The organism is Streptomyces sp. NPDC035033 (genome assembly GCF_040636735.1).
Lineage (GTDB): Bacteria > Actinomycetota > Actinomycetes > Streptomycetales > Streptomycetaceae > Streptomyces.
This window is the reverse complement of the sequence record NZ_JBEZUZ010000004.1, coordinates 32,016-50,714: the sequence shown is the minus strand read 5'-3', so window position 1 is coordinate 50,714 and position 18,699 is coordinate 32,016. Positions and strand designations below refer to the sequence as shown.

Below are 18,699 nucleotides of genomic sequence, written 5' to 3'. Positions count from 1 at the left end.
CCGAGCGACCAGCCAGGCGGACACGTGTCAGGACTGCCCGTCCCAAGCCGGAAGTTCGGTGGCGGCGACAATGCTGCGGACGCCCAGGTCCGCCCGCCGGGCCGGAGCCGTCTGGTCGACGACGACGGAGCAGCCGGCCCACTGCCCGCCGCATTCCTCGACCATCGCCCGCACGGCTGACGCCTGGCTGCCGGTCTCGATCCAGTCGTCGACCAGCAGCACTCGGTCCTCGGGACCCACCGCCGTCCGCTGCAGACGCAGCTCCTGGCGAGTGCCCCGGTAGTCGGGGTCGCAGCGCCGGGTGACCTTCTCCCCGGGGAAGATCCCCACGCCCTTGCGTACCGCGACGAAGCCGACGCCGAGCTCTACGGCCACCGCCGCGCCCAGGAGGAAACCGCGTGACTCAATGCCGCAGACGGCCGTGACGCCGTCTTCCCGAAACGACCCGGCCAATCCACGGACCACGGCGGCAAGAGCCTCGGGGTCACGGAAGACCTGCCAGACGTCAGCATGGCCGTCGATCCAACGGAAGCGTTCAAGGACCAGACCGCGCGCGTGAGACATCATGATCGCGAGTCTGCGGACGAACTGGCAGCCCAGGCAACCGGATTCTCCGCTCGGGAAGACGGACTGGCAGGCGGCACCCCACCCTCGCCGCGATCCGCATCCGGCCCCGACGCCGGCCAAGGAGACAGAACCGAGAAAAGACACAGCGCCGCCGGCATCGGTCCGGACGGCCCGGGGAATCGCCTCTCCCACGCCGTCCATCGCTGATCAGACGTAACACTGCCGACGCCTCGCCTCCTTCTCCGACCAGCCCCAGCCGACCCCGTCCCTTCCCGGTCGTCTCAGAATGAGATTCGGCTTCGACCCCGCGCCCGATCTAGGGGCTGTTGGGAAAGTGGTGGCCCCGCCCAGGGATGTCTGGCTCCGTCGTGCTGGTTGTCAGTGTGCTCTCGTAGGCTCTCGGCGGTCTGATCGAAGGGATTGCCATGGAAGACCCGACGGGTATCGCAGCGCTGGCCAGGATTCTCTCTCCTGATCTTGGCACTGACGAGGAGATCGACTGGGCGGCCGCGGAAGCGCGGTGGGGCACGCGGCTCCCGCGGGACTACATGGCCTTCATGTCCGTGTGGGGTGCCGGCTCCATCGGGGCCTCCGGGGAAGTCTCTATCCTCATGCCCTTGCCGAAGGAGTACATCCAATGGGATCCCGGGACCTTCGAGGAGGAGACGGAGAACGCCCGGTACACCTGGGAGGTGCTGGACGGCCAGGAAAGCCTCGATATCAACCCGGACCACATCCTCGCCTGGGGTGTCACCTCCGGCGCGGACATCCTGTGCTGGCTGACCACCGACCCCGATCCTGATCGGTGGCCGGTCCTGATCTGCGGTCGCCACACCCGTGAGGACTTCACCCTGTTCCCCTGCGGCATGGTCGAATTCCTCCGCAAGCTGCTCCTGGACGAGTTCGACCCTTACCCGATCAGCATCGATCTCCACGACGCCTCACCACGCTACGTGCACTGGCTCACGCAGCAGCGTCGCTGGAAGGCGGGCTTGGACCGTTACTCCGGTGAACCACGGCCCGCCAACCAGTAAGGGGTGTCGCGGCCCTGCTGGTCACAGCTACTCGTTGATGGCTGCGACCAGCACGATCGCGTGATATCGGACAGCGAGTTTGTCGTACCTCGTGGCGACTGCGCGGTGGCGCTTCAGGCGGTTGATTCCGCACTCGACAGCGTGGCGCTCCTTGTAGTCGTCCTTATCGAACTTCGGCGGGCGACCGCCCCGGGAACCGAGCTTCTTGCGGTTGCGAACCTGGTCGGCCTTCTCCGGGATGGTGCATCGCACACCTCGTCTGCGCAGGTAGGCGCGGTTCGCGCGGGAGCCGTACGCCTTGTCCGCACGAACCTTGTCCGGTTTCGTACGCGGTCGGCCCGGTCCGGTTCGGGGCACCTGGATACTTTCCAAGACCAGCTGGAACTGGGTGCTGTCGTGTCGCTGGCCGGCGGTGACGAGCAGGGACAGCGGCTTCTGCCCCTGCTCGACCGCCAGATGCAACTTGGTCGTCAGGCCGCCGCGCGAGCGCCCGGTGGAGTGGTCGTCGGGCTCGGTGTCGATGCCTCCAGGAGGCTCCTTCTGCAGGTCCCCTCTTTTACGCGCTCCGGCAGCGTGCTGGTGGACCCGAGAGATTGTGGAGTCCACGCTGACGTCCCACGTGATCAGACCTTGTGCATCAGCTGCAGCCTGCAGCTTCTCGAAGATCCGATTCCAGGTGCCGTTGCGCTGCCATCGCCGGAACAGGTCATAAGCTCGGTCCCACGGCCCGTAGCGCTCAGGGAGATCCCGCCACGGCGCCCCGGTCCTGGTCCGCCACCGTATGCCGTCGATCAACTGCCGATGCGTCCAAATCCGAGGGCGGCCGGGCTTCTTTCCCACCGGCAGCAACGGCTCCAGACGCTCCCACTGGTCGCCCGTCAGATCACCACGTCCCACGGCTGGCGATCATCCACGACCTTGATCAACTTTCGCAACAGGCCCTAGTCAGTAGTTGTCCTGTTGGGACCCTAGGTTCGTCACATCGCGAAGGACGACGAGGGGATGAGACCGATGAGGCACACCACGCCCGAGGGTTACACCAGCGTTGCACCGTGGGTGGTCACGGACGACACCGGTGCGCTGCTCGACTTCATCGCCGCCGCGTTCGACGGCGAGGAACTCGCACGGGTGCCGGTCGAGGACGGCACCATCGGCCACGGTGAGATCCGCGTCGGCGACACGGTGGTGCTGGCCTTCGACCGACGGCCCGACTGGCCGGTGATGCCCTCGCTGCTACGGATCTACGTCCCGGACGCGGACGCCGCCATGGCCGCTGCCGTAGAGCACGGGGCGCAGGTGATCACCGAGAGCGCTGACAGCGCGTGGGGGGATCGCGGCGGCCGGGTGCGGGACCCGTTCGGCAACATCTGGTGGGTGGTGAGCCGGGTCGAGGACGTCGCACCGGACCGGGCCTGGGAGCGAATGCTCGAGCCGAAGTACGCGGAGTCGATGCGCATGGCCCAGGAGACGCTGGACGCCGCCCTGAGCGGCCGGCACACAGGGGTGGCGAGCGCCCCGCGACGCCCGACCCACTGATCCCTCCCGGGTTCGCGGTGCTGACTGCGAACCCGGGCACGCCCGCATGACTGTGAAGCTCCTGGCAGACACGGGTCCCGGCCGAGGTTACCCGTGTCTGTCAGGAGCCTCGCGTACCCACCCATCCAGCGACTCGACTCCTTCTGAAACGATCAGTAGGCGTCGTGCCGGTCGAGCCCGATGCGGCCGACCGGCGACGGAACCGGCCGGCTGCCGTTCTACGAGTGCGGCACGAACGGCCTCGGGAACCCGATCGACGGCCCTTCCACCGAAGGGGGAACAAGCAGCTGGACCACCACGATCAGCGCGTTCGCCCACCCCACCGCACCCCACCACCCCCGAGGGGCAAGAGCAGCCGCGTGGTTCGTGCCGCCGGCTCGGCGGCAGGGCGGCGACGCTGACGTCCAGGGACGACGCTAATGGTCAGGACAGCCCGACGGGTGCCGCCCTCAGCGGGTGACCGTCGAGCTCCTCGCAGCCTTCTTCGTCCCACCAAAGCTCACCTCGGACGGTGAGGTAGGGACGCAGCCCGCGCACGTCACCGCCTTCGTGAAGCGTATGCGCGACCGCGTGGAGAAGATGTGCCAGGTCGGGCCAGGAGTCGGTGAAGTCGCCGCCACCGCCGTGGCCCGCCCAGCCGATGCGACCGGTCTCCGGACCGGGACGCTGGTCGATCACCTGCGCCCCGCCATCGGCACTCTCGGCCCAGGGAACCCAGAGAGGATGCCACCAGGGCTCGTCGTCCCAGGGACGACGAGCCAGACCGTCGTTCTCCGCCGCGACAGCCATGCAGGTCTGCCACCGGTCCACGATGCCGCTCACCGTGAGAGGCGACTGCTCCGGCAGGAAGGCCGCCCAGGCGCTCACCCCGTCATGGCACCGCAGGGACTCGACGAGGTCACCGGGCAGCGGGATGCCGAGAAGCTGCTCCGCCCGCTGGATGTCGTCCCGTGCCGCAGGCGGATTGAGCCGTGCGAAATCGGACGCCGAGTGAACCGCCAGCCAGGCGTCGATCCGACGCCAGGATTCCGACGGGGACAAGATCTGCTGTGCCATGGCGCCATCCTGCCCCACCCCGGAAGCGAGGTGCCGGCGCCCATGCGAACGAGGCTCCGGCAAGAATTCCGCAGGTGAAGACCTCGTGGTGGCACGCTCGGCCGACCCCGGCGAAGCCGACAAGAGGCACTGGCTGCGCAGGGGGATCGGAGAGCATGTGCAGGAGGTTCCGGAGAGCGATCAGGGTCTCCGCCCCCCTGAGATGTTGCCGAGAACTGACAGCGAACAGGTGCGTCGGAACCTGGGTGACGTCAGGCGAATGGTGACCGTGGGCTCTCGGTGAAGGGCGGGTGCGGTGGACATCACGGTGCAGTGGATCGAGACGTCCTGGACGAAGCGGTCCCGGGGCGGGGAGGCCGTCGCCCGCAGGAACGCGGTGCCGGTCGGTTTGTCGTTGCCCGGGTGCTCTCCGGTTTCGCCCACGTCGTCCAGCTGTCCGAGCGGGACGGCTTCGAGCCCCGTTCGAGCCGGAAGGCCCACCGCGAGGTCGGTGTCGGCCTGCGGGACGAGGGGGATCGGCTCCGAGTGCTCGCGCGTGTGGAACCGCTCTTCGGGTTGCCGCCCCGGCCGCGCAGACCGCCGGCGGTGCGACTGCTTCCCGGGCAGCGAGCCTTTTCCAACCTGCTCACGAATCAGTCGGGTTGAGGTGTTCCGGCGGTGCTGAACGACGAGGCATGCGTCAACCAGTCATAGGTCCCGGAGCACGGGTGCCCTGAGCAGGTCCTCCAACCCGGCCCACTCGAAGAGGCAGACGGCCAGCACGGCGTGATCCGTGGGGTCTGGCAGCTCCCACTGGTTGCTGAACGAGCGGAATCCGACCTCTTCTCCCTTCTCGACAAGACGGAGGCTGAACGCACGCGGCACGATCCGGACATCGATGGCGGGTCCTTCATACGTGACGGATCGGCGGGAGCGCCGCAGCGCGGACGTGCCGGTGAAACGGAACGGTTCCCCGTCCACCTCACCTTCGAAGCCCTTCCAGATCCGCCACCGCAACCACAGGGGGTCCGCCACGAGCCGGTGGATCCTGAGCGTGGCCTCTCCGTCCCGCAGGGACACTGTCCAGCTCTCCACCGCATCGGCATGGTCCTCTGGACGGGTCAGTGGGCCGCGTTCCCGGGTGAGGGTCACCTCACCGCGGGGAGTGATACATCTCGCGTAGACCTCGGCAGCGATCGCCGGGTTCCCCCATTCCCCGAACGACGTTTCTCGACTCACGCGAAAGCTATCCATATGCGCCCCCAGCTGCTCACTTCCTGATGCGGACCACGCCAGTATCACGGGCGTGACCTCAGAGCACCGTACGTGCGTACGGGTACGCACGGAATCCGAACGGCCGCGGTGTCTTGTCACCCGCTGCGTGCATTCCGAGAGCATGGGGCCGACGGCGTCCGGGCCAGCGCATGACCGAGCACGGCAAGCTCCTTTCCCACCTGACCTGGCTGGTGGCCAGTTGGCCTGACAATGCAGCGAAGCCCCTGGAAGACGGGTTTTCGACCAGAAGAGCCGTCTCCGCCAGAGGCTTCATATGCTTGTCTCCCCATCCGGGATCGACGTGTCAGCTCGTCTCTGCGCTTTTCGTCCGCCCGGCTGCGGGCCCGTCGTCGGCAACGCGGCACCTGCTGGCAACGCGGCATCCGTCGGCAACGCGGCACCCGCTGGCGTCGGCTGAGTGCGGACCGCCAGGCTCTCTGGCCCTGGCCCACCTGCGGTGTGGCCACACCTACACTCAGCTCGCCGCCGGGTTCGGTATCGGCACCACCACCGCCTACCGGTACGTCACCGAGCCGTCGAGCTCTTGGCCGCGCTCGCCCCGGATCTCGCCACCGCGATGAAGACCGCGCCCCGAAAGGCGTTCGTGATCCTGGACGACACCCTTCTACCGATCGACCGGATCGCCGCCGACCAACCCTTCTACTCCGGAAAACACAAGAGGCGCGGCATGAACGTGCAGGTCCTCGCCGATCCACACGGCCGACTGCTGTGGGCCTCACCAGCACTGTCCGGTAGCACCCATGACATCAGGGCGGCCCGCACCCACGACATCATCGACGCCCTTACCAGCGCGGGCCTGCCCTGCTGGGCGAACAAGGGCTACCAGGGCGTCGGCGGTACCGTCCGAGTCCCCTTCCGCGGCCGATGGGGCAGGCTTTCCCCAGGTCAGCAGGCCGACAATCACTCCCACGCGCGGATCCGGGCTCTGGACGAACAAGCCATGGCCACCCGGAAGACCTGGCGCCTCCTGCGGAAGCTGAGATGTAGCACCATCCGCATCACCAACATCGTCCGAGCCGTCCTCACCCCGCATCTGACCTGCTCGTAGCGAGGGTGGAAAAGGCTCAGTGGGTCCGCTGGCAGTTGAACTACCGGTTCACCAGCGCCCTGGGAATCCGCGGTCGATCGTACCGGCTCGACACGTTCAACGTCGCCTACGGCCCCGTCGCCCCAGATGTCTTCCTGCCGGAGCCGACCGTGATCGTCGATGAACGCGGGCCGGTTCGCTAGCCGGTCGGACCGTGCGCGGACGCCTGCGCGTTCCGCTTGAGCCCAGCACCAGCGGTGGAAAAGGCACCCACAACAACCAGTACAGAACCACGTACCACGAAAACCTGATGCTAAAGATCCGCAGCATCCGGGCGGTGCACCGCACCGCACCACACCGCACCGACCCGCCGGCACCCCACCCCTGCCCTCCGCCAGAAGCCGCAACGGCGGAGCCCGCCGCTGACAGCACCCGGAGAAGCAGCCGCACACAGACCACCCCCTCCGGGACCCGGGACACACGTCGGCGGGATGCCGTACGTAACGGCTACGACACCCCTCACCGGCTGCCGCGCCTGTTCCACCGTCCTCGATCACCCGCGTGGCGACGCCACCGCCACCCAGACCGACCACGCCCTGGCCCGCGCCGACACCGCCGGCGCCCACACCGGCGACCGCGCCCGCCCCGAGCCCCCGCTCTGGAACGGTGCCCCGGCACCGGCCCCGCCGAGTACCCGAACACAACGCCCCCAAGAACCTGGCGGCGCCGGACCAACAATCAGACGATCGGAAAGAGATCTCCCGGGTCTGCCGTCCTCTCCGTCGAGCGCCGACCAGGACGGCAGACCCGACGGGGCGACGGCGGACGCCTGGCCTACGATTGCTGCTCCGAATCCGGCAGGACGTCGGCGAGGCAGGGGGGGCGAGTGACCGAGGCGGATGTTTCCCGGCAGGGGCCGGTCTGGCTGGTGGCGGCGAACGTCGTGGCCTGGCGTCGGTGCGGAGTCGGCGGCCAGGAACTGCGCCCGGGAACGAAGTTCTTCAAGGGCGGGGCGAAGGTCTACGTCACCAACGTCTACTGGGGCCCCGGGGGCGAGCGGATCACGACGCTCGGACGCGAGCGGCACACCAGTCGGTGGATCTTCATCGATACGGCGACGCGCCATCTTCACGGCTTCCGGCCGAAACTCGTCCACACCCCCCGGGTCTTGGAGCGGCTGCGTGAGACAGGACACGAAGGCGGCCTCAGCGCGGACTACGCAGCGGACGTCGCCGCGACGCTGGAACGGTACGCACGCCAGTACCGCGCCGAGATCGCGCCGTCCTCCCCGCACCCGGACCGATGCCTGTGCCACGCCTGCCTCACCGGCGAATCAGGGTGAAGGGCACTCCTTCGACGGGCGCTCCTCCCCTCACCGGCGTACTCCTGAAAGTACGCGCCTGGCTGCGGACGGACGTCCTCAGGCCCTGGCGATTCAACGAAAGGCGTCGACGTTCTCCACAGCCCACTGCCGGAACGGACGAGCCGGTGCCCCGGTGACCTGAGAAACCGTGTCGCGCACCTTCAGCAGTTCGGGGTTCACATCTCCACCGGTGACGTCGAGCACCGCGTCCGCGGCCTCGGGCCCGAAGACCGCGACCATCTGCCCGTGGGCCTGCCGGCGGCTGATCTCCGCGAAGGGAACCTCCCGGCCCAGCACCGCCGCGATGGCCTCGACCTGCTGCCGGGCGGTCACCGGTTCCGGCCCGGTGAGGGCGTACGTGCGCCCGTGGTGGCCGGGCTCGGTCAGCGCCGTCCGTGCCACCGCCGCGATGTCCGCGGGGTGGATGGTGGGCAGCGCGGTCCCGGCGTACGGCGCGCGGACGGTCTCGCGGTCACGGATGGTCGGAGCCCACATCAGGGCGTTCGACGCGAACTGCGTCGGCCGCAGGATCGTCCAGGCCATGCCGGTTCCCTTGAGCATCTGCTCCACTGCCAGGTTCTCCCGGGCGGGGCCCAGGTGCGGGTGGGTCTGGACGGTGATGGACGACACCAGCACGACGTGCTCCACTCCCGCCTGCCGGGCGGCTTCGAGGATGTCGGCGTCCGAGCCCAGGCGCGACAGGAGAAACAGCGAGCGCACCCCCTTCAACGCGGGCCCCCACGACGCCGGCTCTGCGAAGTCGCCCTCCACGGCCTCGACTCCTTGGGGGAAGACGGCCCGGGCGGCATCACGGGTGAGCCCCCTCAGCGGCCCGGCACCGCGCGCGTGCAGCTCCTCCAGCAGAGCACGGCCTATGTTTCCGGTGGCTCCGGTCACGAGGATCATGAGTGTGTCTCCCGTCGTCAGGTCGTCAGATGATCGAGCAGGCGACACGCTAAAACCTCAATCAATCTTCAGGTCAAGAAGCTGCTTGACCGTGCCCGCAGGTGGGCGCGGCCCTCCGCGCTCGACTGTGTACGTTCACGTTCACGTACACGTGTACGTCGGCAGGCCGGCCAGTCCCTGCCGGGCCGCTCGGTTTTGACCTGCCGAGGACGAAGCGGCTGTCGTTCCCGTCTGACGTGGACCAGCTCATGGGAGACGTCCGCGCGGGCTGATGGGTCCGACGGCGAGCCGGGCGGAAGGGCTCGGGGAGGCCGGGCCGAGATGCCGCCACAGACAGGGCGGATGCGCGCGACCAGGCCGACGGAAGCACGCGATCGGTGCCGACGCGAAGTACCGGCTCGCGCTCGCCACCCCACCACGTAGGAAACGACCTCAACGACCGACCGACCCGCCAGCCGACCGACCCACCGCCCGCTCGACCCGCCCGCCCGACCCACCGCCCGCCCCTGACAACTCCCGGACAGCGCAAGGCTCCTCGCCGGAGGCCCCCCAAGCCCCCAGAGGATTGTCAGCGGCTGGGTCTAGGGTCCTGGACGTGAGCGACTACTACGACCTGTTCCTGGCGGTGGACCTGCCGCCGAACCTCCCGGAGCCGGTGCTTCTGGAGCTGAGGTGGCTCCTGGGGCAGGCGGACATGCCGGCCGAATTGAAGTCGGCCGACTGGGAGTCATGGGGCGGCCCCTGGCAGGTCTTCGCCGGTGGCTCGGCGAGCCACTCGTTCGACGGGGCCGACGTCTCCCTGCTGGTCCGCGCCACGGACAGGCCGAACCTGGACGGCAGCGAAGCGTGGGCCCTGACCGTCCGGACGTGCCTCCACGAGGACGACTTCGGGGTGATGATGGACGTCGTCGGGTGGCTTCTCCGACACGCGACCACACAAGGGTGGGTCGGCTTTGTCCGTGACTCCGGCTTGGACCAGGTCCAACATCTCGTCCGCCACGAGGACGGCTTCGATCTTGTCGACGTCCGCCCGACCGGCCGGCCGATGCGTGCCTCCTGGCCGACGCGATAGCCCTTCTCCAAACAGAACATGCGGAACGACCGGAAAGCCGGCCGGCCGAGCTCTCCACGCACACACACGGACAACAGCGAGACGATCGACGAAGGCCGCGCAGAGCCGGAAGCCGGTGAAGGCGATTGCGACGCCGTTCCTTTCCGTGCCTGGCGGAAATCGGCACGGCGTCACACGACTGATCCCTCTCCTGGACGCGACACCCCGGATCCGAGGCCGACGCGGACGCGAGCGCCCACGAAACCAGCCGAAGCGACTCTTCGCCGACCGAGGGGGCGACTACGACAAGTACCACTGATTGCTCTGGAAACACGAAATCACGCCACTGACCGCCCGCCACGGTGTCGTCCACGGCTCTGGACCCGGGCGCACCCGATGAGCCGTCGGACGGAGACCTTCGCCTGGGCTCCGGATTCCTCCCGCGCCTTGCAGTCGTCGCGGTTCCCGGCGAGCGGCCGGCCGACCACGACGACCAGACGGATGTCGGCCTCGATGACGACCTGATGGCCGGGGGAGTACCGGTAGTTCTTCGACCGCTCGGCGACGGTGTGGCGTGACCTGCCGGACCGCCACGGGCCATGGGACCGGGCCTACGACCTGTTCCGGCGGTGGCAGCGTGACGGCACCTGGAAGCGGATCTTCGAGCAACTTCAGGCCGAGGCCGACGTGAAGGGCCTGATCACGTGGGACGTGAGCGTGGACTCCACCATCGCCTGCGCCCATCAGCACGCCGCCGGGGCGCGCAGAAAGGGGATCTCCAGAAGGAGCCTCCCGAAGGCGTCGGCACCGAGCCGGTCGACCACGGCCTCGGGCGCTCGCGCGGCGGGCTGACCACCAAGCTGCACCTGGCGGTCGAGCAGGGACAGAAGCCGCTGTCCCTGTTCGTCACCGCCGGCCAGCGTCATGACAGCCCCCAGTTCCAGCCGGTCCTGGACGGCATACGGGTGCCCCGCATCGGCCGGGGCCGGCCTCGCACGAAGCCGGACAGGGTCCGCGCAGACAAGGCGTACGGGTCCCGGGCGAACCGCGCCTGCCTGTGACGACGCGGCGTGAAGTGCACCATCCCGGAGAAGGCCGACCAGATCCGCAACCGTCAGAAGCTCGGTTCCCGTGGTGGCCGCCCGCCCGAATTTGACCGGGACGACTACAAGCAGCGGCACGCGGTCGAGTGCGGGATCAACCGGCTCAAGCGCCATCGCGCGGTCGCCAAGAGGTGTGACGAGCTCACCGTCCGCTATCACGCAACCGTGCTGGCCGCAGCGGTAAACGAGTGGCTGTGAGACACCATCGGCTGTGACCATGCGACCATGCGACCGTGAACGCAGATCTCCCCGACGGCTGGACAATCGAGCGGGTCCGCCGCGCATCAAGCGACGCCGAAGCGGATCTGCTCTCCCTCGAACGACTCGTCGTTGTCGAGCAGTACGGCTCCGCCGACTACGACGTCCTCCAGCCTGACCTCATCCTCTCCTTCCGTGACCTGTGCCTTGCAAGAGCCGGTGACGAGTGGTTCATGGGACAGATCGACACCGATGGGTCTGTGATCTGCTGGGCTTCCTATGGCCCTGACCTGGCCGAAGCCATCCGTGGACTGTGAGCTGTCAGGCAGCGAGACCGATCACTTTCACAACATGCTCTAGTCCGTTGGAGTGGATACGACCGGTGGTCAGTCAGAGCGTAGCCGCGGCTCCTGGAGAGCGTCCGGCACTTCAACAGGGGTGCCTGAGGTGGCTTCTGCCCCCTCATCTGCCGTGTCCTGGGCCGTGGGGCGGACCTTCGTCTTGAGGTGCGGCGCCACCTTCATGGTGACGACAGTGGCCGCACCGCCCGCTACCGCGGAGAGCGCGACAAGCCCGGCGACGGCTCGTCCTCCTTTGAGCAGGTCCGCGTGGCCGACCAAGTTCCGGGCACCGTCACGCAGGAGCGTGCTGTATCCGCCGCTCGCCGAGTTCGACAAGGCTGTCCCGACCGCGCGCTTCACCACCATCAGTTCCCAGACCGAGCCGCCCCAGCGAATCTCCATGAGATCACTGTAGGAGGTCCCGGGGAGAGGAAGCGGCGGCCTTCGCGAGTATCTCCTCCGCCCACCTACCCGAAGCACACAGCCGATCGGCCTCTTCAAGGCCGGCCCAGCGTGACCGACCTTCGATGACACGAGCGAGCGTCGGTCTAGGTTCGCTGGCACGTGCTCAACCTTCGATGGCACAGGACGAGCACGGCGCCCTTCGACAACCGTTCGCGGGGTTGGAGGGCCAGCAGCGGCCCGAGACGGTCGATGATCCGGTCCGCCGCCGACTTCGACACCCCCAACAACGGGGCGAGCTGCCGCATGGTCTGGTTCGTTCGCCAGTACGCCGCGACCAGCAGCGCACGGTTCGCCAGCGGAAGGCTCCACGGCCGGCCCCTGCGGCCGGCGTCCGCACCCACGCGCCGCAGCACCGTCACCAGCTTCCCCAAGGCACGCGGGCCCAACCCGGCGAACGGGGCTGTCCAGGACGGCTCCGACGCCGTGATCACACCAGCCGCATCGAGATCACATCGCCCCCGCGCCTCCATCTGCTCAGGCCCGGGGCCGAGAATCCTGCCATGACCGAAGGCGACCGCCACGAGACATCCACACGTTCCTTCCTTGCATGCGCAGCCGAAGTGGCTCGTCTGCTGAACCTTGAGGCCGCGGCCGGCGTGCCGGAAAACCGACGTGCGCGGCACCTGGCAGGAACCGCACGAAGGCCGCTGCTGGAACGCGCCACGCTGCCAGAGGAGTTCTTCGATCCGCTGATGGCCGCTGCCGTCTACGACCCGGACCCGAGCTTCTGCCGCTGGTTCGTCGAGCCGGCGCTCTACGCATTCGGGCGCCGCAGGGTCATGACAGCACTGCTCGGCTATCTCCGCACGGGCACGACCGCGGAGCAAGCAGGTGCCAGGAGGGCCTGGTACTGCGCGCACCTGCCCCTACGCGCTGACCGGTCACCGGCCTACGCACCCGGCGGAAGTCGTGATCCGGCCCTGGACGAAGCGGACGACGTGGTGGACCAGTGGCTGGAGTCGTCCAGCGCCCAGCGGCGTGATCGCCATGCCTCAGGAAGCCACGACCAAGCCTGAGACCCTCGCGGCCACAGGGCCGCGGCGCACTCCCGGGGGTTACGGGACGCCCCTGCCTCCCCCCGTTCGAACGACTCCGCATCAGCTACGAGCAGCGCGCCCCCTCCACCAAGATCTGCTCGAACTCGCCTGCACCCTCACCTGCTTCCGGCGACTCCGGCGACTCCGGCGGCTCCGGCGGCTCCGGGCACACAGTCACAGGCCGGCAGTAAGCTCCCGGCGTATGACCCACCTCCCCTACGACACGTCCGCGACGCGTTGCCGCGAGCCCCTCCCTGAACCCGAGACCGGGGAGAGGGACGACAACATGCTGATCGAGAGGCTGAGGGCGCGCGCGTGGGACCCGGGCCGGCGCTTCGACGCAGCGGACGTTCCCGTCGCGTGGATGACCGAGCGTTACGGCAGCGCGCGGTTGGACCGGGACCGGGACGACATCGTGTCGTACAGCAGCGACGGAACGGTCCAGCTCAAGTCGGGGACCGAGGAGGTGGCCGTCTACTACGCCGATGCTCCCCGTGGACCGCTGTTCCCACCGGTCGCCCCGGCCGAGGTGGAGAAGGCGGAACGGCGGATCGGACGCCCTCTCCCCGAACTGCTCCGACGCGTCTACACCGAGGTCGCCGACGGCGGCTTCGGCCCCGACACCGGGCTCGCCTCCCTGACCGAGGGCAACCGTCCGCCCGGGCACCTCCACGACTGGCCGTGCGCGGTCAGCATCTACGAACGGAACCGGACTCGAGGTGTGCCGGCGTCGTGGCTCCACCTCGCGTACGGCGGCTGCACGATGGAGTGGCACCTCTCGTTGACCGCGGTCGACAACCCGGTGCTCCTTTACGACGCCGACGGTTGGGAGCCCGCATGGGGCGAGAACCCGCATGACGGCCTGCGCCACGCATCGTCGTCCCTGCGGCATTGGCTCTGGACCTGGGCTGATGGCGGCGACGTATGGGACGAGACCCTCGACCACCACCCCGACCGTGAGTGACGTCTCGTCATACGCCCACGTCATCCCGGGACGATCAGACGTAGACGTCTCTCGTGACGGGCGAGGCGGGTGGCAGCCCGCGAGGACTCGTTCCGGTCCCTTTGCTCCCGTCCGACCCCACAGCCTGGCGGGCCGAGCGGAGAGGGAGGGGTACGGGCACGAGCCGACCGCCCGAGCGAGACCTGCGGCGGACCACGGGAACGGTCCTCTACGCCGACCGCACCGGCATCCCCTGGCGGTACCTGCCGCACGACTTCCCGCCATGGAAAACGGCCTACGGGTACTTTGCCGCCCGACAGAAAGACGGGTCTTCGACGGGTCAGCAGGCTCCTCCGCCGTCCGGCCAGGGAGGCGGAGGGCGGCGACGACGTGCCGAGCGCGTGCGGGCTGGACGTGCAGAGCATCAAGGCTCCTGCGAACGTCCCCGCAGTCGACCAGGGACCAGGGCGTCGAGGCGGGCAAGAAGACCGCCGGCCGCAAACGCCCTGCCGGCGCCGAGGCGGGCAAGGAGATCACAGGCCGCGAACGCCCTACCGGCGCCGAGGCGGGCAAGGAGATCACCGGCCGCGAACGCCCTACCGGCGTCGACGCGCTCGGCCTCCTCCTGACCGTGCCGGTCACCGCCGCGAGCGTCTCCGACGACGCTGACGGCATCCAGGTAGGTGTTCTCACAGATCTCGAAGGCCCATCCGCGCGTGACCGAGCCCTGGGCCGGCGGCGGCTACCGAATCAAGGCCATTGAGCACGGGGTACGCCTGGGCACCGACGCCGAAGCCGTCCCTCGCGCCCCGGCCGCGAAGGGTTCCGAGGTGACCCCGCGGTGCAGGGCCGCCGAGCGAACCTTCGGCCGGCCCGTGCACCACCGCCACCTCGTCCGCGACTGCGCAACCCACCCGCGCCGCTCCGAATCCAAGATCAACCAGCGACGACCGACCTCATGAGCCGCGGAACCACCCGCGAGTTCACGTCGGACCGGCGCGATGCCTGAGTCAGGAGGCAGAACCCCGAGCAGGGCAATCCCAGTCGGCCGAGTCGATCGCGCTCCCCTCCGCGTCGCTGAGGTGAAAGCAGTCGCCGTTGACCCACACGGTGACCGATTCGGGTCGATGGTCCACCTGGAACGGCTCATCCCTCCGCAGGGTCCCCGACCATGAACCATCCGATGCAGGCGAGTGCGTGACAACGGTCCACGTCTGCATCGGGAGCATCCGGTGCGTTTCCGCCCAGGGCTCCACGGTCAGCTCCAGCGGGGCCTCACCGCCATTGCCGATCAGCAGTCGCGCTGTTCCCGCACTGCCCATTCCCGATACCCCCTTGCCACCACGGCCGATCCCGCGCGCAGCCGCCGTGCGGACCCGCACGATCATCTGAAGCCACCTCGCCGCCCGAACCATCAAACATCCTCACCTGGCCAAAACGTTCTTCCAAAACTCCTGACGAAACAATCATCGACGTGGTCGGATCACTCCGGGACGGACGATCCGAGGCTGGAAGCAACTCGGCCGGAGCTGTGGGAAGTCGACCACGAGCCGGCTACGGGCGGCGGCCGAGCGGCTGCTGCCGAGGGTGGGACGTCGCCCTCGGCAACCGCCTGGGAACATCTGCCGCAGGGACTCGGCTACGGCTCGGACACGACCTGCCGGCGCCGCCCGGCCGAGTGGACCGAGGTGGAACAGACAACAAGCATCACCTGCTCACCTGCTCACCTGCTCACCCGCTCGCCCGCTCGCCGACGCCACCGATCCACCGATGTCCCGCTGACCATCACCGTGACCGGCGACAACCGCAACGACGCCACCCAGCTGATCCCACTACTCCAGGAAGTCCCGCCGGTGAGGGGGCTGGCTCTGCACCCGAGGACGGGAGTCGTTTGCCGACGGCTTCGGGAGCCACCGCGTGACCCAATCGCTTGATCGATGTCGATGAGTTGGGAAGTCGCTGTCGGCTGGGTCGGCGCCTTGAGGGGGGGCGCCGCGACGCGGTCACGGAGTGCGGCTTGATCGATGTACTGAGCTGCCGCGGCGAGGGCCGGCTGTGGCGCGGAAACCCCACGGGGCGGTCGCGATGGTCGCCGGGGAGGTCAGTCCCAGCGCGTGGTTGTCCTTGCCGTCGAGCATGTGGTTGAGCCATCGCTCGTACCAGCCGAGGAAGTCCTCTGCGGAGGAGACGTTCGGAGGCCAGAAACCGTCCGCGTTGCCCGTGACCACACGGCCGGTGAGGGGGCCCGTCACTGCGATCAGGCACAGATCGCTGCAACCCATCTCGATGATGTGAAGGAACAGGTCTCCTTGCAGTGCGTCCGGGCGGTCCACGTGGGTGAATCCCCGCGGTCTGCCGTCCGCCGGCTTCCGGTTCATCGTGAACAGCCTGCACTCCTCCAGCGGAAGGAGACCGTAGAAGGGGCCGGCGCCGCTGCCTCCGAGTTCGATGAGAAACGCCCGGTAGGCCACCGGCAGGACGATGCGGTGCTCGGCCTCGAAGGCGTCGGCTTCCGAAGTGCTGACGCGTGGGCCGAGGCGGAACTGGTGGCGCTCCTCGAACATCGAGTGGCTTCGTCGTGCCTGGTACGGGATCTTCGCCAGCTTGGGGCGTATGCGGGTGATGCGGGAGTCCATCGGAGGATCTCTTCTCTCGTCTCCGAGACCCTACAGAACGGTCCGGCAGAGACACATCCGAGGGTGTGGAAAGCTCCTGCCCCCGTGCGCGGCTGCCGACCCGGTCCCGGCCGGCGCCGATGCCGGCAGCACGGTGCGCAGTGCGCGACGCCTGGGGCTCGGAGTACGTGTCCCCGCCGGGTCAGCGGCACGCCTCCCGAACGAACTCGTGAACATTGACTTGGCCGCCTTCGGGGCGCCTCCCGCGCTCATCGAGTAGGAGATCCGCAACCGCATCCACGAAGTCTTCCTCACCCTCGGATGCGCACCGATCCACCGGCGACGCCCGAACTCCCGATACGAAGTGCGAGACAGACGCGACCAAGGCCGAAGGCCGGGCCGAGCCGGGCCGGGCCTGGTGAGGCCGGGCCAGGTCAGGTCAGGCCAGGCTCGGCGGCCGGCCTCAGGCTGGCTTGCGCCACACGGAGATGTGCTTCGCCGAGTCCTGGGTGAACGGAGCTCCGTCCCAGTCCGCGACCCGGCGTTCCAGTTCGAGCCCGGCGATCCGCGCCATCAGGTCGAGCTCCGTCGGCCAGGCGTACCTGTGCCGGGAGTTCTCGCGGCGGTAGCGGCCGTCGTCGCCGTCGCGGGTGAAGTGATGCGAGACGAGCATCTGCTCGACCAGGTCGAAGGTGTCGAAGCCGAGGTGCCGCTCGGAGACGTCGAACGGCACCGCGACCTGGCCGGGCGGCAGGAACCGCAGCGGTGGCACACCCAGCTCGATGACGAACCGGCCGCCGGGCTCCAGATGCCGTGCGGCGTTGCGGAAGCACTCGACCTGCTCGTCCTGCGTGAGCAGGTTCGTGATGGTGTTGTAGACGAGGTAGACCAGGGAGAACTCACCGGGGACGACGGTGGTGGCCATGTCCCCCAAGGTCACCGGGAGCGTCTTCTCGTCCACCTTGCGCCGCAGCACCGCCGCCATGTGCTCGGACAGTTCGATGCCCACCACCGGCACGCCGCGTTCCCGGAGCGGGACGCCCACCCGTCCGGTTCCGATGGCGAACTCCAGCGCCCGGCCGTCTCCGGCGAGCTCGGCGAGGAAGGCGAGGGTCGGTCCGAGGGCGGCGGCCGAGGACGCTTCGGCCTCCTCGGCGTCGTAACGGTCGGCGGTCTCACGGGTCCACAGCTCACTGCTCGTCACGGATGGCCACTGTGCCGGGTGCCGAGGAGCACTGTCGACAGATTTACGCTCTCCACGGCGAAGCGCGCACCGCCCCCACCTCGTCGTCGCCCTGACAGGGCATCGACCGAACCGCCCCGCCCCACCCCACCCACCCCGCCCACCCCCCGGCTCATCAGTTCCGGAACTGACCGCTATGGAGCCCATCTCGTCAGGAGTTGCCGGGGCCTGCGTCTCTCCGCTCCGCGCGTATTCGGTGAGCGCGGCTCGACTGTCCGGTGGCAGGGTGTAGCCATGGACCAAGCAGAGGTACTGCTCATCGGAGGGCGTGCAGGCGTCGGCAAGACGACTGTGGGGTGGGAGGTCTCAGCGCGTCTGCGCGCCGCGATGGTCGCGCATTGCGTGGTCGAGGGCGACTTCATGGGGCAGGCACATCCCGCTCCGGAGGGGGACCCCCGGCGCAGGAAGATCGCGGAACGCAACCTGACGGCACTCTGGTCGAACTACGCCGAGCTCGGGTACCGCCGCTTGATCTACACGCAGACCGTGAGCGTCCTGGCCGAGAACGAGGGCATGTTCCAGCGCGCCATGGGAGCGAACGTCAGGATCGTACGGGTCGTGCTCACCGCCTCCGACGCCACCGCCCGCGAGCGGCTGACCGGCCGGGAACTGGGCTCGGAGCTGGAACACGAGCTGGAGAACAGCGCCCGTAAGGCGCGGATCCTGGACGAGCGGACGCCCCGGGACACGGTACGAGTGAGGACCGACGGACGTTCCGTGGCCGACATAGCGCGCGAGGTGCTGGGCGCCACCGACTGGCTGCCCAGCGCCTGATACTCCAGTGCGGCTTTGTGATCCATGCCGTGGTGGAGGCGAAGATCCGCCGCCGCTGGTGGTGGCTGCTGTGGGCTGCGGGCTGCGGGCTGCGGGCTGCGGGCCTGGTGGTGGCTGCGCCAGGTCGACCAGGCCGGCAGCGGTCCAGGTTCTGTCATCAAACGT

The 18,699-nt window shown here is 68.7% G+C and carries 20 protein-coding genes and 8 pseudogenes; 17 read left to right on the top strand and 11 right to left on the bottom strand.

Going from position 1 to position 18,699, the window contains the following annotated elements:
* Positions 1-27: 27 nt before the first annotated feature.
* Positions 28-567, bottom strand: a complete 540-nt coding sequence (locus AB0E83_RS03605) for a phosphoribosyltransferase family protein (protein ID WP_362105239.1) — start codon at positions 565-567, stop codon at positions 28-30.
* A gap of 425 nt (positions 568-992) precedes the next feature.
* Here AB0E83_RS03605 and AB0E83_RS03600 point away from each other — a divergent pair, with 425 nt between their 5' ends.
* Positions 993-1,601 (top strand): SMI1/KNR4 family protein, encoded by a 609-nt coding sequence (locus tag AB0E83_RS03600; protein WP_362105236.1) that lies wholly within the window; start codon positions 993-995, stop codon positions 1,599-1,601.
* A 27-nt stretch (positions 1,602-1,628) separates the two neighbouring features.
* Here AB0E83_RS03600 and AB0E83_RS03595 read toward each other — a convergent pair whose 3' ends face one another.
* A complete protein-coding gene (locus AB0E83_RS03595; RefSeq protein ID WP_362105233.1) occupies positions 1,629-2,498 on the bottom strand; it encodes an IS5 family transposase in 870 nt (289 codons plus the stop codon).
* 114 nt (positions 2,499-2,612) lie between these two features.
* On the opposite strand from AB0E83_RS03595, the gene AB0E83_RS03590 reads away from it, so the two are divergent.
* A complete protein-coding gene (locus AB0E83_RS03590; protein ID WP_362105230.1) occupies positions 2,613-3,137 on the top strand; it encodes a VOC family protein in 525 nt (174 codons plus the stop codon).
* 423 nt (positions 3,138-3,560) lie between these two features.
* Here AB0E83_RS03590 and AB0E83_RS03585 read toward each other — a convergent pair whose 3' ends face one another.
* Positions 3,561-4,193 (bottom strand): SMI1/KNR4 family protein, encoded by a 633-nt coding sequence (locus tag AB0E83_RS03585; RefSeq protein ID WP_362105227.1) that lies wholly within the window; start codon positions 4,191-4,193, stop codon positions 3,561-3,563.
* Between the two features lie 295 nt (positions 4,194-4,488).
* Between AB0E83_RS03585 and AB0E83_RS03580 the strand changes: the two are divergent.
* Positions 4,489-4,799: pseudogene (locus tag AB0E83_RS03580) on the top strand (hypothetical protein); the annotation flags it as partial.
* Positions 4,800-4,880: 81 nt separating this feature from the next.
* Here AB0E83_RS03580 and AB0E83_RS03575 read toward each other — a convergent pair.
* Positions 4,881-5,411 (bottom strand): hypothetical protein, encoded by a 531-nt coding sequence (locus AB0E83_RS03575; RefSeq protein ID WP_362105224.1) that lies wholly within the window; start codon positions 5,409-5,411, stop codon positions 4,881-4,883.
* Between the two features lie 310 nt (positions 5,412-5,721).
* On the opposite strand from AB0E83_RS03575, the pseudogene AB0E83_RS03570 reads away from it, so the two are divergent.
* From AB0E83_RS03570 to AB0E83_RS03560, 3 genes and pseudogenes are all read left to right on the top strand, one after another.
* Positions 5,722-6,516: pseudogene (locus AB0E83_RS03570) on the top strand (transposase family protein).
* 5 nt (positions 6,517-6,521) lie between these two features.
* Positions 6,522-6,698 carry a hypothetical protein gene (locus AB0E83_RS03565; protein WP_362105448.1) on the top strand — a complete coding sequence of 59 codons (177 nt, stop codon included), beginning with the start codon at positions 6,522-6,524 and terminating at the stop codon, positions 6,696-6,698.
* Between the two features lie 683 nt (positions 6,699-7,381).
* The gene (locus tag AB0E83_RS03560) at positions 7,382-7,837 is read left to right on the top strand and encodes a hypothetical protein (protein WP_362105222.1); all 456 of its coding nucleotides are present in this window, start codon (positions 7,382-7,384) and stop codon (positions 7,835-7,837) included.
* Positions 7,838-7,930: 93 nt separating this feature from the next.
* Here the strand turns inward: AB0E83_RS03560 and AB0E83_RS03555 are convergent, their stop codons facing one another.
* Positions 7,931-8,764 (bottom strand): NAD(P)H-binding protein, encoded by an 834-nt coding sequence (locus AB0E83_RS03555; RefSeq protein ID WP_362105219.1) that lies wholly within the window; start codon positions 8,762-8,764, stop codon positions 7,931-7,933.
* Positions 8,765-9,359: 595 nt separating this feature from the next.
* Between AB0E83_RS03555 and AB0E83_RS03550 the strand changes: the two genes are divergently transcribed.
* Positions 9,360-9,836, top strand: a complete 477-nt coding sequence (locus tag AB0E83_RS03550; RefSeq protein ID WP_362105216.1) for a hypothetical protein — start codon at positions 9,360-9,362, stop codon at positions 9,834-9,836.
* Between the two features lie 151 nt (positions 9,837-9,987).
* Positions 9,988-10,212 (top strand): annotated as a pseudogene (locus AB0E83_RS03545) (IS5/IS1182 family transposase); the annotation flags it as partial.
* Between the two features lie 22 nt (positions 10,213-10,234).
* On the opposite strand, the pseudogene AB0E83_RS03540 reads toward AB0E83_RS03545, so the two are convergent.
* Positions 10,235-10,387: pseudogene (locus AB0E83_RS03540) on the bottom strand (IS5/IS1182 family transposase); the annotation flags it as partial.
* Here AB0E83_RS03540 and AB0E83_RS03535 point away from each other — a divergent pair.
* From AB0E83_RS03535 to AB0E83_RS03520, 4 genes and pseudogenes are all read left to right on the top strand, one after another.
* Positions 10,383-10,427 (top strand): annotated as a pseudogene (locus AB0E83_RS03535) (hypothetical protein); the annotation flags it as partial. The pseudogenes AB0E83_RS03540 and AB0E83_RS03535 overlap by 5 nt on opposite strands.
* A gap of 92 nt (positions 10,428-10,519) precedes the next feature.
* Positions 10,520-10,876 (top strand): transposase, encoded by a 357-nt coding sequence (locus AB0E83_RS03530; protein ID WP_362105213.1) that lies wholly within the window; start codon positions 10,520-10,522, stop codon positions 10,874-10,876.
* A gap of 9 nt (positions 10,877-10,885) precedes the next feature.
* The gene (locus AB0E83_RS03525) at positions 10,886-11,116 is read left to right on the top strand and encodes a hypothetical protein (protein WP_362105210.1); all 231 of its coding nucleotides are present in this window, start codon (positions 10,886-10,888) and stop codon (positions 11,114-11,116) included.
* Positions 11,117-11,151: 35 nt separating this feature from the next.
* A complete protein-coding gene (locus AB0E83_RS03520; RefSeq protein WP_362105207.1) occupies positions 11,152-11,433 on the top strand; it encodes a hypothetical protein in 282 nt (93 codons plus the stop codon).
* Positions 11,434-11,502: 69 nt separating this feature from the next.
* Here the strand turns inward: AB0E83_RS03520 and AB0E83_RS03515 are convergent, their stop codons facing one another.
* Together AB0E83_RS03515 and AB0E83_RS03510 are read right to left on the bottom strand one after the other, a co-directional pair.
* A complete protein-coding gene (locus AB0E83_RS03515; protein ID WP_362105205.1) occupies positions 11,503-11,859 on the bottom strand; it encodes a hypothetical protein in 357 nt (118 codons plus the stop codon).
* Positions 11,860-12,041: 182 nt separating this feature from the next.
* A pseudogene (locus AB0E83_RS03510) lies at positions 12,042-12,392 on the bottom strand (transposase family protein); the annotation flags it as partial.
* Positions 12,393-12,422: 30 nt separating this feature from the next.
* On the opposite strand from AB0E83_RS03510, the gene AB0E83_RS03505 reads away from it, so the two are divergent.
* From AB0E83_RS03505 to AB0E83_RS03495, 3 genes and pseudogenes are all read left to right on the top strand, one after another.
* Positions 12,423-12,938: a hypothetical protein gene (locus AB0E83_RS03505; protein WP_362105202.1), complete on the top strand. Its 516-nt coding sequence runs from the start codon at positions 12,423-12,425 to the stop codon at positions 12,936-12,938.
* A gap of 385 nt (positions 12,939-13,323) precedes the next feature.
* Positions 13,324-13,923: a hypothetical protein gene (locus tag AB0E83_RS03500; RefSeq protein WP_362105200.1), complete on the top strand. Its 600-nt coding sequence runs from the start codon at positions 13,324-13,326 to the stop codon at positions 13,921-13,923.
* Between the two features lie 119 nt (positions 13,924-14,042).
* Positions 14,043-14,911: pseudogene (locus AB0E83_RS03495) on the top strand (transposase); the annotation flags it as partial.
* Between the two features lies 1 nt (position 14,912).
* Here AB0E83_RS03495 and AB0E83_RS03490 read toward each other — a convergent pair.
* Positions 14,913-15,290 (bottom strand): hypothetical protein, encoded by a 378-nt coding sequence (locus tag AB0E83_RS03490; protein ID WP_362105197.1) that lies wholly within the window; start codon positions 15,288-15,290, stop codon positions 14,913-14,915.
* Between the two features lie 272 nt (positions 15,291-15,562).
* On the opposite strand from AB0E83_RS03490, the pseudogene AB0E83_RS03485 reads away from it, so the two are divergent.
* Positions 15,563-15,764 (top strand): annotated as a pseudogene (locus AB0E83_RS03485) (hypothetical protein); the annotation flags it as partial.
* 141 nt (positions 15,765-15,905) lie between these two features.
* Here AB0E83_RS03485 and AB0E83_RS03480 read toward each other — a convergent pair.
* Entirely contained in the window at positions 15,906-16,538 is a 633-nt protein-coding gene (locus AB0E83_RS03480) for an SMI1/KNR4 family protein (protein ID WP_362105194.1), read from the bottom strand.
* A gap of 442 nt (positions 16,539-16,980) precedes the next feature.
* Entirely contained in the window at positions 16,981-17,721 is a 741-nt protein-coding gene (locus tag AB0E83_RS03475) for a class I SAM-dependent methyltransferase (RefSeq protein ID WP_362105191.1), read from the bottom strand.
* A gap of 273 nt (positions 17,722-17,994) precedes the next feature.
* On the opposite strand from AB0E83_RS03475, the gene AB0E83_RS03470 reads away from it, so the two are divergent.
* Positions 17,995-18,534, top strand: coding sequence for an AAA family ATPase (locus AB0E83_RS03470; protein ID WP_362105189.1), 540 nt, complete (start codon positions 17,995-17,997; stop codon positions 18,532-18,534).
* Positions 18,535-18,699 lie beyond the last annotated feature (165 nt).

Coding starts and splice junctions, on each gene's coding strand:
- AB0E83_RS03515 (WP_362105205.1), bottom strand. CDS start 11,859: ATGGAGATTCGCTGGGGCGGCTCGGTCTGGGAACTGATGGTGGTGAAG.
- AB0E83_RS03585 (WP_362105227.1), bottom strand. CDS start 4,193: ATGGCACAGCAGATCTTGTCCCCGTCGGAATCCTGGCGTCGGATCGAC.
- AB0E83_RS03480 (WP_362105194.1), bottom strand. CDS start 16,538: ATGGACTCCCGCATCACCCGCATACGCCCCAAGCTGGCGAAGATCCCG.
- AB0E83_RS03605 (WP_362105239.1), bottom strand. CDS start 567: ATGATGTCTCACGCGCGCGGTCTGGTCCTTGAACGCTTCCGTTGGATC.
- AB0E83_RS03490 (WP_362105197.1), bottom strand. CDS start 15,290: ATGATCGTGCGGGTCCGCACGGCGGCTGCGCGCGGGATCGGCCGTGGT.
- AB0E83_RS03555 (WP_362105219.1), bottom strand. CDS start 8,764: ATGATCCTCGTGACCGGAGCCACCGGAAACATAGGCCGTGCTCTGCTG.
- AB0E83_RS03505 (WP_362105202.1), top strand. CDS start 12,423: ATGACCGAAGGCGACCGCCACGAGACATCCACACGTTCCTTCCTTGCA.
- AB0E83_RS03500 (WP_362105200.1), top strand. CDS start 13,324: ATGACCGAGCGTTACGGCAGCGCGCGGTTGGACCGGGACCGGGACGAC.
- AB0E83_RS03590 (WP_362105230.1), top strand. CDS start 2,613: ATGAGGCACACCACGCCCGAGGGTTACACCAGCGTTGCACCGTGGGTG.
- AB0E83_RS03600 (WP_362105236.1), top strand. CDS start 993: ATGGAAGACCCGACGGGTATCGCAGCGCTGGCCAGGATTCTCTCTCCT.
- AB0E83_RS03470 (WP_362105189.1), top strand. CDS start 17,995: ATGGACCAAGCAGAGGTACTGCTCATCGGAGGGCGTGCAGGCGTCGGC.